10 protein-coding genes are annotated in these 14703 nt (G+C 41.4%); 6 read left to right on the top strand and 4 right to left on the bottom strand.

The features are described from left to right. The first annotated feature begins 4 nt into the window (after positions 1–4). Positions 5–535: a YfiR family protein gene (locus PTRA_RS16605; RefSeq protein WP_083497552.1), complete on the top strand. Its 531-nt coding sequence runs from the start codon at positions 5–7 to the stop codon at positions 533–535. Positions 536–538: 3 nt separating this feature from the next. Further along, positions 539–2554: an EAL domain-containing protein gene (locus tag PTRA_RS16600; RefSeq protein WP_058374783.1), complete on the top strand. Its 2016-nt coding sequence runs from the start codon at positions 539–541 to the stop codon at positions 2552–2554. Between the two features lie 16 nt (positions 2555–2570). On the opposite strand, the gene PTRA_RS16595 is transcribed toward PTRA_RS16600, so the two are convergent. From PTRA_RS16595 to PTRA_RS16580, 4 genes are all read right to left on the bottom strand, one after another. Beyond that, positions 2571–3209 (bottom strand): methyltransferase family protein, encoded by a 639-nt coding sequence (locus PTRA_RS16595; RefSeq protein ID WP_058374782.1) that lies wholly within the window; start codon positions 3207–3209, stop codon positions 2571–2573. A gap of 140 nt (positions 3210–3349) precedes the next feature. Then, entirely contained in the window at positions 3350–6277 is a 2928-nt protein-coding gene (locus PTRA_RS16590) for a TonB-dependent receptor (protein ID WP_058374781.1), read from the bottom strand. Between the two features lie 247 nt (positions 6278–6524). Then, positions 6525–7298: a thiol:disulfide interchange protein DsbG gene (gene dsbG, locus PTRA_RS16585; RefSeq protein ID WP_058374780.1), complete on the bottom strand. Its 774-nt coding sequence runs from the start codon at positions 7296–7298 to the stop codon at positions 6525–6527. 9 nt (positions 7299–7307) lie between these two features. Then, positions 7308–8129, bottom strand: a complete 822-nt coding sequence (locus tag PTRA_RS16580) for a TlpA disulfide reductase family protein (RefSeq protein WP_058374779.1) — start codon at positions 8127–8129, stop codon at positions 7308–7310. A 113-nt stretch (positions 8130–8242) separates the two neighbouring features. Between PTRA_RS16580 and PTRA_RS16575 the strand changes: the two genes are divergently transcribed. From PTRA_RS16575 to PTRA_RS16560, 4 genes are all read left to right on the top strand, one after another. After that, the gene (locus PTRA_RS16575) at positions 8243–8962 is read left to right on the top strand and encodes a response regulator transcription factor (protein WP_237113509.1); all 720 of its coding nucleotides are present in this window, start codon (positions 8243–8245) and stop codon (positions 8960–8962) included. Continuing rightward, positions 8962–10278, top strand: coding sequence for a histidine kinase dimerization/phospho-acceptor domain-containing protein (locus PTRA_RS16570; protein ID WP_058374777.1), 1317 nt, complete (start codon positions 8962–8964; stop codon positions 10276–10278). Before PTRA_RS16575 ends, PTRA_RS16570 begins: the two co-directional genes overlap by 1 nt. 323 nt (positions 10279–10601) lie before the next feature. Further along, on the top strand, positions 10602–13226 hold the full coding sequence (locus tag PTRA_RS16565; protein ID WP_058374776.1) for a sodium:solute symporter family protein: 2625 nt from the start codon (positions 10602–10604) through the stop codon (positions 13224–13226). Between the two features lie 60 nt (positions 13227–13286). Continuing rightward, positions 13287–14429 (top strand): sialidase family protein, encoded by a 1143-nt coding sequence (locus PTRA_RS16560; protein ID WP_058374775.1) that lies wholly within the window; start codon positions 13287–13289, stop codon positions 14427–14429. The last annotated feature ends 274 nt before the right edge of the window (positions 14430–14703 follow it).

The following is a 14703-nucleotide window of genomic DNA, read 5'->3' as shown; positions in this document are numbered from 1 at the left end:
AACAATGCTTAAATTAAGATATTTACCCCAAAGCCTTTTAATAACACTAATGCTGTTACCGAGCACAAGTAGTTATGCTATGGAAAAAGAGTATCAATTAAAAGCTGCTTTTTTATATAACTTTGCACGATTCAGCCAATGGCATAATTCGCTCTCCCGCCGTGAGTATTTCACTTTATGCAGCCCCGACAAACACTTTGTAGATACAGCAAGCACAACCTTAAAAGGTCGTTCAATAAATGATCGCCCTATTCAAAATAAACATGTAGCACTGGATCAAATATCAATTAATGGCTGTCAAATGCTGTTTATTACTTCTAATACAGCAGCAAATTGGCAAAGTGCACAACAGCTATCTTATAAGAATATTATGCTCGTAGGCGAAGCCGAAACTTTTATTGAAAACGGGGGGCAAATTAGGTTTTTTTTAGCCGGTGGTAAAGTTCGTTTTGAAATTGCCCCTCAAAAGCTCGAAGAAGCAGGTATAGCCATGAGCTCAAAAGTACTTCGCCTTGCTCGCATTGTTAAGGGATAACAAATGAGAAAGCTATTTAAGTTAAATACAATGAATAAAAAATTGCTCTTTATTTTAATGAGCGTTGCTTTAGTTTCAACTGCTACAGTAACAATTGTATTTAGTGCATATGAAATGGCCAACGCAAAAGAAGAGCAAGCTAAAAGCCTAAATTCGCTGTTAAAGGTACTCTCCCCCAATATTACCACTGCACTGATGTTTGACGATACCGACGCAGTACAAGAACTAATAAACCCTATCCTTATTCGTTCAGATATTATATCGGTTGTTGTAAATAGTGCCTTTGGTAAACAGCTTGCAATAGCGCCCGCGTTAGCACATAGCGAAGCGGTTGAGCACAGCTTTGAAGTATCGACAGCGCTTTCGTTAGATTCACAATATTATGGTGAGCTAAAAATACGCACGAATAATAGTTACATAAATGATCGAGGCGAGTTTTATACTAAATTTATTATTATATTAATAATTTTTACCTTTGTAATTAGCTTACTTTTGTCGTTATTACTAAGACGGCGTTTTTTAAACCCTATTTTATACTTAGCGCAAACCGCAAATAAAATAACTACATCGAACGACTATAGTTTACGCGCAAAACAACTCTCTGAAGATGAAGTAGGCCAACTTACTGCTTGTTTTAACGATATGCTATATACAATAGAGCAACGAGAAAACTCCTTAGAAAAACAAGTTAGCTTACGTACAAAAGAGCTAGAAAGCGCCAATGTACAACTCCACAAATTTGCATATCAAGATGGCCTCACAGACCTACCCAATAGGCGCTATTTTTATGAAAAACTACAAAGTTTAATAAACACTAAAAATATGACCTTTACGCTTATTTTGATTGATTTAGATGGTTTTAAAGAAGTAAACGATAGCCTTGGCCATGACTACGGCGATTTATTGTTACACCAAGTAGCAACTCGACTCAAAAGTTGTGTACGCGATAACGACACGGTTGCTCGTCTTGGAGGCGACGAATTTACACTTATTTTAGAAGGCGTTGACGATCTAAGTACTGCACAACAAATCGCTAAAACAATAAAAAATAGTTTAATTCAATGTATTCATATAAAAAAAGAGCCTATTTATATTACCGCTAGTATAGGTCTCGCATTTTTCCCTGATGATGGTCGTACTGTTGAAGAGCTGGTAAAACGCGCTGATCAGGCTATGTACTTATCTAAAAGTAAAGGTCGTAATCGTTATGAGTTTTTTTCGTATATTATTGAAGAACAAGCCATAGAAAAACGGCTTTTAATAGAAGAAATCAGAGTTGCCCTCAAAGAAGAGCAGTTTGAGCTTTACTACCAACCTATTTTTTCGATTGATGGTGAAACAGTGCAAAAAGCAGAGGCATTAATACGTTGGAACCATCCAGTTCGCGGCTTAATTGGCCCAGATAATTTCATACCAATCGCTGAAAAAAATGGCTTAATTTGTGATATTGGCCGCTGGGTAAAATTACAAGCAATACGCGATACCATAGAATTTAATAACGTGTGTGAAATACCGATGCAAATTAGTGTTAATACCTCACCATTGGAAATTGACCGTGCAGGCAACTGGGTTGACTTGTGGGTTGAGGCCAGCAAACAACATGAATTAGCCGCACACACCATTTTAATTGAGGTGACCGAAAATACCTTAATGATCCCCGACTCGCCAATTCAAAGCCAATTTAAACGTCTAAATGCAATAGGTATTGATATTGCTATTGATGATTTTGGCGTTGGTTATTCATCGCTTTCTTATTTACAGCGGCTACCTATAAACATACTTAAAATAGATCGTTCATTTATTAACGACATAGAAAGTAACAACAATAGCATTGCACTCATTAAAGCTATTATTACTATGGCGCATAATTTAAAGGTTAAAGTGGTTGCCGAGGGTGTAGAAACTCAAGAGCAATACGCACTTTTAGAACAGCTCAACTGTGACTATATTCAGGGATACATATTTTCAAGACCAATTGCTAAAAAAACATTTATTGAGCTATTTGTTAAACCCAAATAATTGCTAAGCCTTAGCGCTATAACCAACGTGGCACTAATTCTTTATATTTTTTATATTGGGTGTTAAATATGCTCACTAAATGCTGCTCTTCAATCAACACCTGACGATATAACGCTGTAAGCCCAACCAGTAAACACACTAAGCTAAATACGCTCGGTAGTGCTAAAAAAAAGCCTAACTGCGCCGCAGCAATGCCTAAATACATAGGGTTACGAGAATACGCGTAAAAACCGTTTACTTTAAGCTCATCAGGCCCTTGTGGGTCTATTCCTGAGCGCCAAAGTGATGCCATATTAAAATGCACAACCATAGTTAATATAAAACCAACAGTTAATAAAGCATTACCTAGCATTACGCCTGGCCATGTATTTAACGGCAAAAAAATTCCGAGGTAGTTATCGGTTGCAGGTATAAATACCCTTACAACACACACTAACCAAATAGCGGCTCTAAAAATGCGAAAAACGAGATGGTTCCACCAATTAGCGCAATATTTTTTCCCCGTAAAAATCACTCCCGATGGCGTATTACTGTTTTTATAGAGTATTCTAACGGTGTAGAACCCCGCTACAAAGGTATAAAAAACGGCTAAATAAATGCGGGTAAATTCGATTAAGGACGCAGAGTCATTAATTAGGGGCTGATAGGTTGTCAATATTAGTTACTCGCCGTGATTACTCAATTTTAGTTATAAATTCATCATAGTATTCATACCGTTAAGAAACAAGGTAAACACAAAGAATAAGCCGACTTTAAGTTTAGGTCGGCTTAATTAAAGTTACTTTAAGTAGCAGCTTAAAAGCTGTAGTTAAACCCAGCGTAATAACGCCTGCCCGAGTAGCTTGAGTTTAGTAACCGTGCGTCACTATCGTTACCTAAACGCGTAACCGACTCAGACTTGGTTAAGTTTATAATTGCTGCAGTAAAACTAAGGCCTTCGTATAAGTTAATTGAGGCATTAACATCAACCTGATCATATGGGTCTTGGTACACGTTTAAGCCACTATTTAAGCCCAATACCGTTTCGCCGCGCTTATTGTATGAGGCACGTACGTTAAAATCATCACCTTCAAAATAAACCGAGGTATTATATTGATACTTTGCACTGCCGATCAGTGGCGATTGCCCAAATGCTTCGCCGTCTACGGTTACTTCTGCTTTATTTGTTTTGTTATAAGTGTAGTTAGCGTAAAAACCAAAGCCGCTATCAAAGGCGTGTTGCAAAAACACCTCGGCTCCTTTAGATACCGCGTTAGTGCCATTACCTACTGTGCTGTAAGGAGTAATATTTATATTACCTGCCTCTACAATACCGTCTTTACCAGCAAAGTTTTGTTGGGCGTTAATGACCACTGGCACTACAAAGTTATCAACTTTTTTATGAAACAGCGCTAAGCCAATTGCTGAGCCTTCAGCGTAATAATATTCGATAGATAAATCGGCTTGTACCGATATAAACGACTTTAAGTTTTTATTACCGCCACTGCCACTAAAGCCAGGTTGCTCGTTAAAGTCGGCTCTGTCGGCTGCCCACTCGTCTGAAATATAACTAATGCGTTGCTGCGCGCCTAAATCTGCATAATCGGGGCGCGACATTACTTTAGCAACCGCGCCACGAATCACTAAATCATCTGTGGCATCCCAAGCAATGTTAAAGCTTGGCAATACTTGGGTGTCGGTGTTTTGTTGCACTACCAGTTGGTAATCCTCTACTGAGCGATCATCACCGATAACAGGCTCCCCTGTTTCATCATTGGTATGATCCAAAAAGTAAGTATATAAATCGGTAGAAGCACTCATGGTTTTGCTGCGTACAACCCGTACCCCTAAATTACCTCTAACTTGATTAAATTCAAAGTCACCTTGCAGATAAAAAGCCGCTATTTTTTCTTCAATATCGTATACAAAGTTGTCTTCCATACGGGTGTAAGGTACGTAATTACTAGTAATAATGTCGCGGTATTTATCCCAATCAATACTGGGCATTTGGTTTATATTAAAGCCCCCTGCAATATTGCCTTGGTTAATAAAAACATCTTGCGCTGCCGGCATTCCGTTATTCCACTGGTAGCTATCAAAGCGGGTTATGCCGCCCTCTCTGGCTTCTCCGGCGGCAATATCAAAACGAGGATCTAAAAAGAAGGTATTACCGGTTTCGCGGTGCAATGTGGCTTCGCGGTATTTTACGCCGGTTTTAATGGTTGTTAAAAAGCCCCAATCGGCGTAAAAGTCTAGATCGCCTTGGTAGTAACTTTCTTCAAGCTCGCTGCGTACAAAGCTTGAGTTTGATGAACCCGGATCGCGCCCACCGCCTACGCCGCTGAGTAAATTAGCCAGTGTATTTGGGTCTATATTGAGGGTTATATCGTTTTTACCAAGTTGCCAACCGGCATTTTGCGCTGCGTTTTCAATTGTTGTTGGGTTTTCGCTGGCATTTGAGCTTTTATAAGCGGCCTCCCAACTTTCTTCTGGGCCGCCTTTTGAGCGAGTATTGCCCGCAACAAAGCGCGCTTTAAAATCATCGCCTTCGTAAGTTAAATTAAAATCGAAGGTATCTGAACTCGACTCTTCACGAACATAACTGCCACGCATCCACGGAAACTGCATGTCACCTTGTGCGCCACTTGCTGCAGCATCAAACTGCATACCATTAACAATCGTGCCCGATTCATCCAAGTTCACATCGGTTAAGTAATCGGGATTTAACGACCACTCTGGCATATCAATAACCGACTCAGTTCTGTTTTGCCCCAGCGTAAAGCCAAAATAGTTTAACCCTATTTCCACACGATTAGTTGGACGCCACTGCGTACTAAACTGTATGCCTTCGCGTTCGCGTTTTTCATTAAGTACTGAGCCGCGCACGACTTGTGGAAACCACACACCATCATAATTATTACCATTGGCATCGGTAATTGTATCCCAGCTATTATTGTTATTGACCGCATTGCCATTTACATCTACCGGTTGGCCATCACCTGTGTAGCGCCACACATTGGCATCGGTGCCACCAGAGAGAGTACGATTGGTGCGCTCTTGGCGAGTATAGCCCACTAAAAAGCCAAGCGTTTCTGCATTGTTTTTCCAAGAATATAAACCGGTTAGTTGTGGCTCACTAGTTTGCGTTACGTCACTGTAAGTCCCTTCAATATTTAGTACTCCAGAGTTGGCCTCCATGCTGAGCGGCTTACGGCTATGCATTAATACTGTGCCGCCTACACCACCTTCATCTAAACGCGCTTCGGGCGATTTATATACCTCAACACTGGCTATCATGGCTGAAGGGAGTAGCGTGTAATCAAACGAACGCGAAGGCTCGCCAGGTGACGATGCAATAAAATTACCGTTAAGCTGAGTAAAAGTAAGCTCAGACGACAAACCACGAATACTTACCGATGCGCCTTCGCCGCCATCACGTTCAATCATTACCCCTGGTATACGTTGCAATGAGTCGGCTACGTTTTTATCTGGAAACTTACCAATATCTTCTGCGGTTATAGCATCAACAACTGAGCTAGACATGCGTTTAATGTCAAGGTTTTCGGCCATACTGGAGCGAATTCCCCGTACTTCGATTACTTCTATATCGGCATTATTTTTAGCGGTGAGGGCTGGTTGCGCCGCATACGCGCTACCTATGGCAGATAAAACAGATAAACACAGTGCTGATTTTATAAATGTTAATGCAGGTAGTGAAAAGGGGCGATTATTGCAAGTACTCATGACAGTGTGCGGTTCCGTTTTATGCGCTTTTGATACTTAGCGGCAGCGCTATCAATAAAGGTTAATAGCGGGTCAAAAATTGCTGCTAAGTCTACAGCGCCAAACTTAATGGCCGATTAATAAAGTCTATAACTTACTGAATACCTTATGTAAATAACAAAGTGTAACAATATTTAACGTTATTTATAAAAAAGCCGGTAAAACTTTTACCGGCTTGACGTTGCACACTATGTACTAAGTTGGTTTTTTACTTGGTTAGCTTACTTGGCCGTGGGCCAAGGATCTCAGTCATTAATGACGCAGGCGGTAAGCCCATTTGCATTTTTACCGCCCCATTAGCATCGTGATAAAAAGTAGCGGGGGTTGCTCTGGCACCAACACTCATCATTATTTGATGGTTTTTCATTAATTGCGCATTTATCTGCTCAGGTGGATTTTTTAGCGGCTGTAATGTACGCGCTAAATTATCGTTTTCAAACTTTTTTAACACTTCTTCAGGGTTACTGGCACTCATAATAGCCGCCGCTTTGCCTAAGCTGTCGGCTTTTAAAATACCCACTAAAATATGGCGTATTTGTACCTCACCTGCGTCAACCCAAGGACGCGCATTTTGCCAAAACTTTCTGCAATAAGGGCAATTGGGATCGGTGAAGGTATAAACTACTCGCTTTGCCTTGGCTGAACCATCGACTATCCAATGGCTACTCTCTAATGTTTGCCAGTCTTTTTGCGCTTTAGGGCCTGTAGCGTAGTCGTTTTCTGCTTGCTCTCCTACATTATTACCATTGGCGTCAAGCATAGGGCCAGTAAGTAAATATTGCTCGTCGGCGGTGATATATAAAGTAATAACTTGGCCTTTAAAGTCGGCAACATAGCCTTTCATGTTGGCAGGCGCTGCAAACTCACTGACTATTTCGCCGCCTTGCTCAGTAACTAACTTAAGGGGTGCTGGCAGTGCTTTTTGTTGAGCCAATAGGGGCGAGGTAAACGCTAGTAATGGCAGTAAATAAATTAACTTCATGAGGCATCCTTATTGTGCAGACTGTTGATTTATAGCTTGCATGTAATAACGCAAACTCGCGTGTGAGAGCTCTCCCATGTGACTGGTTACTAATTTGCCATCACTGCTATAAAAAAGCGTGGTTGGTAGCCCAGCAGCTCCGGATTCACGACTTACATTACTGTTTTGATCAAAAAACACATTTTGTAAGTCGAGCTGCTCAGCATTTATAAATTTTTGTACCGTAAATAAGTCCTCTCCTTGGTTAACAAAAACAAAGGCAATATTAGGATTATTTTTTTGTGCAGCCTGTAATACCGGCATTTCTTTACGACACGGTGGGCACCACGACGCCCAAAAGTTAATAACGACAGGTTTGCCTTTAAATGATTGTAAATCAACCTCTTTACCACGCAGGTTATATACCGCAGATTGTGGCAGCTCAACCCCTGCTTTATAAATAGAGGCTGCAAAGGTAGGCACCATAATGGTAAACAGCGCGACAATAGCCGCGATAAAATAGGTTTTCAGTACTGCTTTTTTGCCTCGCGCATACAGCACCAACACAAGCGCACCCGCCACCCAGCCATAAGAAGGCATAAAGCCGCCATCACTTATATTAATAAGTTGCCACCAGTTTTCTTGATACGCATCCCACATAGTCAAAACAAACATTAATCGCGCAACAATAAAGCCCACCACAAACGCTTTAAATACAGTGTCTAAAATTGCTTTTTGTTGTGGTTGCTTACGAGTTTGTAAATAGGTAAGCCCCCAAAATACGCCTAAGCCTAATAAAATAATAAGCTGCGAAATGGCAATAACAAACGGCCCGAGTGAAATACTTAACATAGCTATAAATCTTCTTTAAATACGGTTAGCCGCTATAGTATACAAAGCGTTAATTAAGCCAATATTAAGAGCAAAAATTAATAGTAAATAAGCACATAGCAGTTACTTAATAAATGGAAACAGGTATTCTAGTTAGGGTGTTTTTTAATAGAGTGGCGAGTATGTTTGTATTGTTAGTGGAAGATGACGAAGTAATAGCCGATGCTATCTGTACTTACTTAACCCACCAAGGGCAAGCCGTTGAGCACGTTAGTACCCTGGGCGCAGCTACTACTTATATGCAATCAAGCAATTTTGATTTATGCATTCTTGATTTAAACCTACCCGATGGTAATGGCATTAACTGGTTAAGCTGGCTGCGTGACAATCGTTTTTCGCTCCCCGTGCTTATTCTTACCGCCAGCAATACCATAGATGACAAAGTTATTGGATTAAAAAAAGGCGCCGACGACTATTTGGTAAAACCTTTTGATTTAAGAGAGTTACTAGCGCGGCTATTAAGTTTAAAGCGCCGCGCAAGCGATAGGCTCAGCAATACAATTACTCACGGCGCTCTGCAATACGATTTAGAGCAACATAAAGCATTACTCAATGGCACGCTTGTTTGCTTGTCACGTAACGAGGACTTATTACTGCAAACTTTTTTAAATAGTCCGCAACAAATTTTAACCCAAAGCCAGTTAAAAAATGTACTTTATGGCGTGTGCGATGATGTAGCGAGTAACGCACTTAACGTACATATTTTTAATTTACGTAAAAAGTTAGGCGCACCGGCAATAGAAACCATACGTGGCCTAGGCTTTAGATTAGGCACAATAGAGGTGAGCCACTAATGAGCTTGCGTTTACGGTTAACAGTATTGGTTGCAGCGGTATTTTTAGGCTTTTGGCTTATCGCCAGTGTGTGGATGATATCGGGGTTAAATAATAAGTTAGAAGTTAACTTTGATCAGCGCCTGCGCTCAACCGCTTTTATGTTAGGTAACATTTTAGCCCATGTACCCAAAGATGCGCTCAGTAAAAGCCTCCCTGATATTATAAATGCCAGTGGGGTAAACACTGAAAAAGGCCTAACCTGTCAAATTAGCTCCTTGCAAGGCAGTATAATTGCCAGTAGTAACAGTCAATCGTTTCCCAATCAGCCAACCCTAAACCAAGGTTTTAGTTATTTAAGCTCTGAGCAAGCGCAGTGGCGTACATTCACCTTAATTACTGTGCAATATAAAATTACCATTGCCGATAAAGTGGCCGAGCGCGATGTGCTCTATCACGACTTGCTCATTAGCATACTCATTCCACCCGCGTTAGCTATTTTTGTTGCCCTCGTATTACTTTGGTTTGCCATTGGCACAGGAATACGGCCAATAAATTTATTAATACACGCGCTTGAAAAACGCGGCAGTCACGACTTAGAACCGATACAGTTAAACCAGCCTTTAAAAGAACTGCAACCGCTTATTACTAGCCAAAATGCCTTAATGGCACGCTTAGCAAAAGGGATCAGCCGCGAAAAACACTTTACCAGTAATGCCGCGCATGAGCTAAGAACCCCACTAGCCGGTATTTTAGCGCAAATACAATTAGCAGAGCTTACGCAAGATGCCACCCAACAAAAAGCACTAGGGCAAGCTAAAAAAAGTGCGCATAGATTAAATGCCATTTTAGACAATCTACTGGTATTGGCCCATGTAGATGCCGACACGCCGCTAAACATTACAGAGCCTTGGAAACTTGAGTCGTTAATTACTACTGTGGTAACAGAATCAAACAACAATAGCGCCCGCTTAACCTATAGCATAACAGCAAGCCAGCCAGTGTACTGTATTCCCAGTGCCATGCTCACTATAGTGTGTCGTAATTTACTTGATAACGCATTTAAGTACAGCAAAGCGAATACACCAATCATTTTAGCCGCTAATTTAACAGCCACAGCACTAAAAATAACCATTAGTAACCACGCCCATATTAACCCGGCCGATTTAACTAATATGGCAACTCGTTTTTGGCGTAAAGGGACTGTAAACGGCGCTGGGCTTGGCCTGTCAATTGTGGCGAGCATCGCCGAAAAGTATCAAGGCTCACTCATTCTTAAAAATGATAACGCGTTATTTATTGCAGAATTTACCGTGCCCGTTAAGATAAATAGCTAAGTTACGAAGTAACCAGATGTAATAACCTTCCTTTTATTGCATGTTTTATTTTTTAGGTTAATAGCAGTTTTATTAAAATATGCTCAGCAACCCACACGCTATCTCGCGCTAAGTGCTAGTGGCGGTTGATATTATTAATAAACCTGCGATGCCCTACATAACATTTATTTACCTACCGACTACAACATCAACAATTAATTCACCCTATTCACCTCGTATTGCTAGATTTAGAAAATAACAACTGGTATAACAGGTATACATCCAAAACAGTGTTATCCATCTTTGTGTATTAAACTCTGCTAAAAATAATAGGAATACCCGCTATGCATCGCCTTTTTTTAATGCGCTTACGCACCCATTCATTGCGAGCTTTACATGTTATTTTTTGCCTTTTGGCAATCTTGCTTGGCTTAACTTCTCATGCATATGCTGGCGAGCGCATTGCACTACACTGGAGTGAGCAAGCCGCGCCAGTAGAAGCCGTTTCTCGCTATGCTCCTTTAGTTGGGGTACATAATGAATTACTGGTAATTGCTGGCGGAATAAGCACTAACAACTCCCGTAGTAGCGCACCCAAATACCTCAGCTCAATATGGCTTGGGGAGCAAAACCCTAATCAGCCACGTACTTTAAATTGGAAAAAAGCTGCCATTAAGCTGCCTTCACCTCGTGCTTATGGAGCCTCTGCCTCTTTTGAAAATGGCATAGTACTGCTTGGTGGCAGTGATGAAACTCATACCTTTAACGACACCTTGCTAGTGCGTCGTAATCAAGCATCTGGCATAGAAATGCATACACTGCCTGCGCTGCCTATTCCTATGCGTGAAGGTTCTGCTGCTTTTGTTGGTAGTACCTTATATGTACTGGTAACGGCAACTGACACAGGTAAAACCACTGCACTTTATGCGCTTGATTTAACCACATCAGCGCTAGCTGCTTTCACCCAAGGTAGTGAGCCAAAGCACTATACTGCAGCTGCAAACTGGCAAAAATTAACCCCTCGCCCGCAATCAATTACATTAGTTAGCCAAAATGACGGCCGTGGAGATGTATTATTTGCTTTAGAAATGCCAAATTCCAACAGCCAAAGTTCACTATGGAAATATAAGACAGATGATTCACAGCCACATTGGATACCACAAAGCGGGTTTAACAGTGAGTTACCTAATTTACAGCTGAGCTCTGGTAATGCACTGGCAATTGGTCAGTCTCATTTTTTACTGTTTGCCAGTAGCGCCAACCAAAAACAAGTGCTGAGCTATAACGCCATCACTAATGTGTGGGCAAAATATGACAGCATTGATCCACAGCTTTTGGCTATGCCTGTTCATCAAGCTGCAATGCCTGTTCATCAAGCAGCAAATTCAATGGCAGTATTACCTTGGGATGGAAAAATACTCGTTCATCAAGCCAGTAAATTTAATAGCAGCCTAAAATTGGCAGCAATTGCTGAGGCGAGTGACGCCTTTGGTTGGCAAAATATGACGGTATTGGTTGTGTACTTGTTTGCTATGGTGCTAATTGGCGTGTACTTCGTGTTTAAAAACAAAAACGTGAACGACTACTTCCGTGGTGGCCAAAATATTCCTTGGTGGGCCAATGCCTGCTCAATGTACGCAACTATGCTCAGCTCGCTGACCTTTGTGGGTATTCCTGCCATTGTTTACAGAACCGACTGGTTATATTGGGGCGGTATTTGGATGATTTTGGCGGTAACGCCCATTGCAGCTTATGTTGCTATGCCGTTCTTTCGTAAAATAGATGCAACCAGTGCTTATGAGTTTTTATCACTGCGCTTTAATATGCCGGTGCGCCTGTTTGCTAGTGGCTTATTTACCCTGTTTCATATTAGTCGTATGGGTATTGTTATGGCGTTAACTGCACTTGCGCTTGCAGCTGTAACTCCTTTTGATGCGTGGCAGTGCGTGCTGATCATTGGAGTACTGAGCTTAATATATTGCACGCTCGGTGGTATTGAAGCCGTTATTTGGACCGACACTATACAAACCGTGGTTCTGCTTTTAGGCGCGCTATTATGCTTTGCTTATATTGTCAGTGGTGTTGATGGTGGCATAGCGGAAATATTTCGCAGTGGTATCGCCAATGACAAGTTTAAAACCCTTGATCTAGACTTCAGTATGGATAGTTTCACTAAGCTCTCTATCTGGGTAATTGTGCTGGGCGGTATAGGGCAAAATCTATCAACTTATACAGCCGATCAATCTATTGTACAACGCTACATGACCACTAAAGATGTGGCCTCTGCCCGCAAATCAATTTGGACTAACGGTATTATGGCACCGGTAGCATCTGTATTGTTTTTTATTATTGGTACTGGTTTATATGTTTTTTACCAGTCGAATCCCGAAAAACTCGATCCAACCAAACAAATTGACCAAATATTCCCTGCTTTTATTTCAAGTGAGCTACCTATTGGCATTGCAGGGCTTATTATTGCTGGCATTTTTGCTGCTGCGCAATCGACCGTATCAACCAGTATGAACTCAATGTCGACCACTTTAGTAACCGATTTTATGCGCCCTTTTAATCTTTGCCGCAGTGAAAAAGGCTACCTAAATGCAGCGCGACTGTTAACTCTATTAGTAGGCATTTTTGGTACTTTAGTTGGCTTATTATTTATTAGCCCCGAAATTCGCTCGTTAATGGAGGAGTACTTTAAAGTGGTGGGTATGTTTATGGGCGCACTCGGTGGGCTATTTATTTTGGGGATAATTAGTACCCGAGCCAATGCCTCCGGTGCCATGGTTGGGTTGTTTTTTGGCGTAATTACTATGATGTTTGCATGGATATTTGAGCTAGTAGAAGGCTATTTATTTGGCACCATTGGCATAGTTAGCTGTATTTTTGTTGGCTATGTTGCCAGTGCCTTATTTAGCAAACAACCGACTAATAACCTTAGCGGCTTAACTATTCATACGATGAAGTGATCGGCTAGCTGCAGCCGTTTAAACCACTATTATTTAACCCTTGCAGCCGAGGAGTTTTAAATGAGTACTGTGCAACCTTCACTGACAAATACCACAGTGATCAGCAATATTTTTGAGGCCGAAACAGATGGCTTTGGTAGTTATCGTATTCCGGCATTATTGCCTATGCCAGAGGGAAAACTACTCGCATTTTGCGAAGCACGTGCGATATTGTCAGACCATGCTCACAATAAAATCGTACTAAAAACCAGCCAAGATAACGGCACAAGCTGGAGCGAGCAAATTCTGGTAGCCGATGCTGGCGAAAATGCCTTAAATAATCCTTTGGTTGTAATTGATGCTAGCTCAGGCGATATAGTATTAATGTACCAAGAGTATCCATATACCACGCCCGAACAAGTTGAAAACCCAGCAGCGTGGATATCTCATGCAGGGCAAAACTTTCCATCTAATGTTCACGAAGGCGCGGTAGAGACAGGCTACCAAGGGCGAATTTGCCGTACCTTTGTACAACGCAGCAGCGATGGCGGACTCAATTGGTCACCACGGGTAGATATTACCCGCCAAGTTAAACGCCCAACCGAGGTTACCTGCTACGCTGGTGGTCCGGGCATAGGTATTCAACTGCGTACCGGGAGTTATAAAAACCGTATTGTAATGCCATTTACCCAAGGCCCTTGGGATAATATGAAAGTATACGCTGTGTATAGTGACGATGGTGGCCACCAATGGCAATACGGTGAGGTTGCCCCTGCTGCAATAGCTGAGCACGCTAATGAAACACAAATGGCCGAGCTTGCTGATGGTCGGGTACTACTTAATGCCCGCAGTTATCATGGTAATCACCTGCGTAAAACTGCCTTTAGTGAAAATGGCGGTATTAGTTGGACTGCACTGCAAGACACGCCCGATTTAACCGAGCCCGAATGTCAGGGCAGTATTATTAGCTTACAACACGACGCTAAGCACAGTGGACTATTATATTGTGGCCCAGAACATCAGTCTCAACGTATTCAAGGCACGCTAAAAATAAGCCTGGATGACGCTACAAGCTGGCAACACATAGCATGTGTTTATAGTGGCTCATTTGGCTACTCTTCTATTTGCCAGTTAAGCGATAACGAAATAGGCGTAATGTTTGAACGCGATAACTATAGTGCTATTTCATTTACGCGCATTAGTTTACAAAATAACGACGCGTAAACAGCCCCTTATAACTCTCTTCATAATTACCTCATAACGCCTTCGGCTAGCTCATTGCTAGCCACATTTACAGTGTTAATAGCCGCATATAAAATTTTATATAAATAACCTAAATAAAATTAACAATATAGCGCCAAATATGTAAACAACCAGTTAAAAAACAGATTTTAACTTTGACATTTAAAACACTCCAGTGGTACGCTGGTATAACAGGTTAATGGCGTACTTGTAACTTCAGTGCTTTGTTGTGTTATTTTGCTGTTATCGAGCAAAG

It is taken from the genome of Pseudoalteromonas translucida KMM 520 (assembly GCF_001465295.1).
GTDB lineage: Bacteria > Pseudomonadota > Gammaproteobacteria > Enterobacterales > Alteromonadaceae > Pseudoalteromonas > Pseudoalteromonas translucida.
Note: the sequence above shows the minus strand (reverse complement) of the source record. Positions and strands in the feature narration are given on the sequence as shown.

Coding starts and splice junctions, on each gene's coding strand:
- PTRA_RS16580 (WP_058374779.1), bottom strand. CDS start 8,129: ATGTTAAGTATTTCACTCGGGCCGTTTGTTATTGCCATTTCGCAGCTT.
- PTRA_RS16590 (WP_058374781.1), bottom strand. CDS start 6,277: ATGAGTACTTGCAATAATCGCCCCTTTTCACTACCTGCATTAACATTT.
- dsbG (WP_058374780.1), bottom strand. CDS start 7,298: ATGAAGTTAATTTATTTACTGCCATTACTAGCGTTTACCTCGCCCCTA.
- PTRA_RS16605 (WP_083497552.1), top strand. CDS start 5: ATGCTTAAATTAAGATATTTACCCCAAAGCCTTTTAATAACACTAATG.
- PTRA_RS16560 (WP_058374775.1), top strand. CDS start 13,287: ATGAGTACTGTGCAACCTTCACTGACAAATACCACAGTGATCAGCAAT.
- PTRA_RS16565 (WP_058374776.1), top strand. CDS start 10,602: ATGCATCGCCTTTTTTTAATGCGCTTACGCACCCATTCATTGCGAGCT.
- PTRA_RS16570 (WP_058374777.1), top strand. CDS start 8,962: ATGAGCTTGCGTTTACGGTTAACAGTATTGGTTGCAGCGGTATTTTTA.
- PTRA_RS16575 (WP_237113509.1), top strand. CDS start 8,243: ATGGAAACAGGTATTCTAGTTAGGGTGTTTTTTAATAGAGTGGCGAGT.
- PTRA_RS16600 (WP_058374783.1), top strand. CDS start 539: ATGAGAAAGCTATTTAAGTTAAATACAATGAATAAAAAATTGCTCTTT.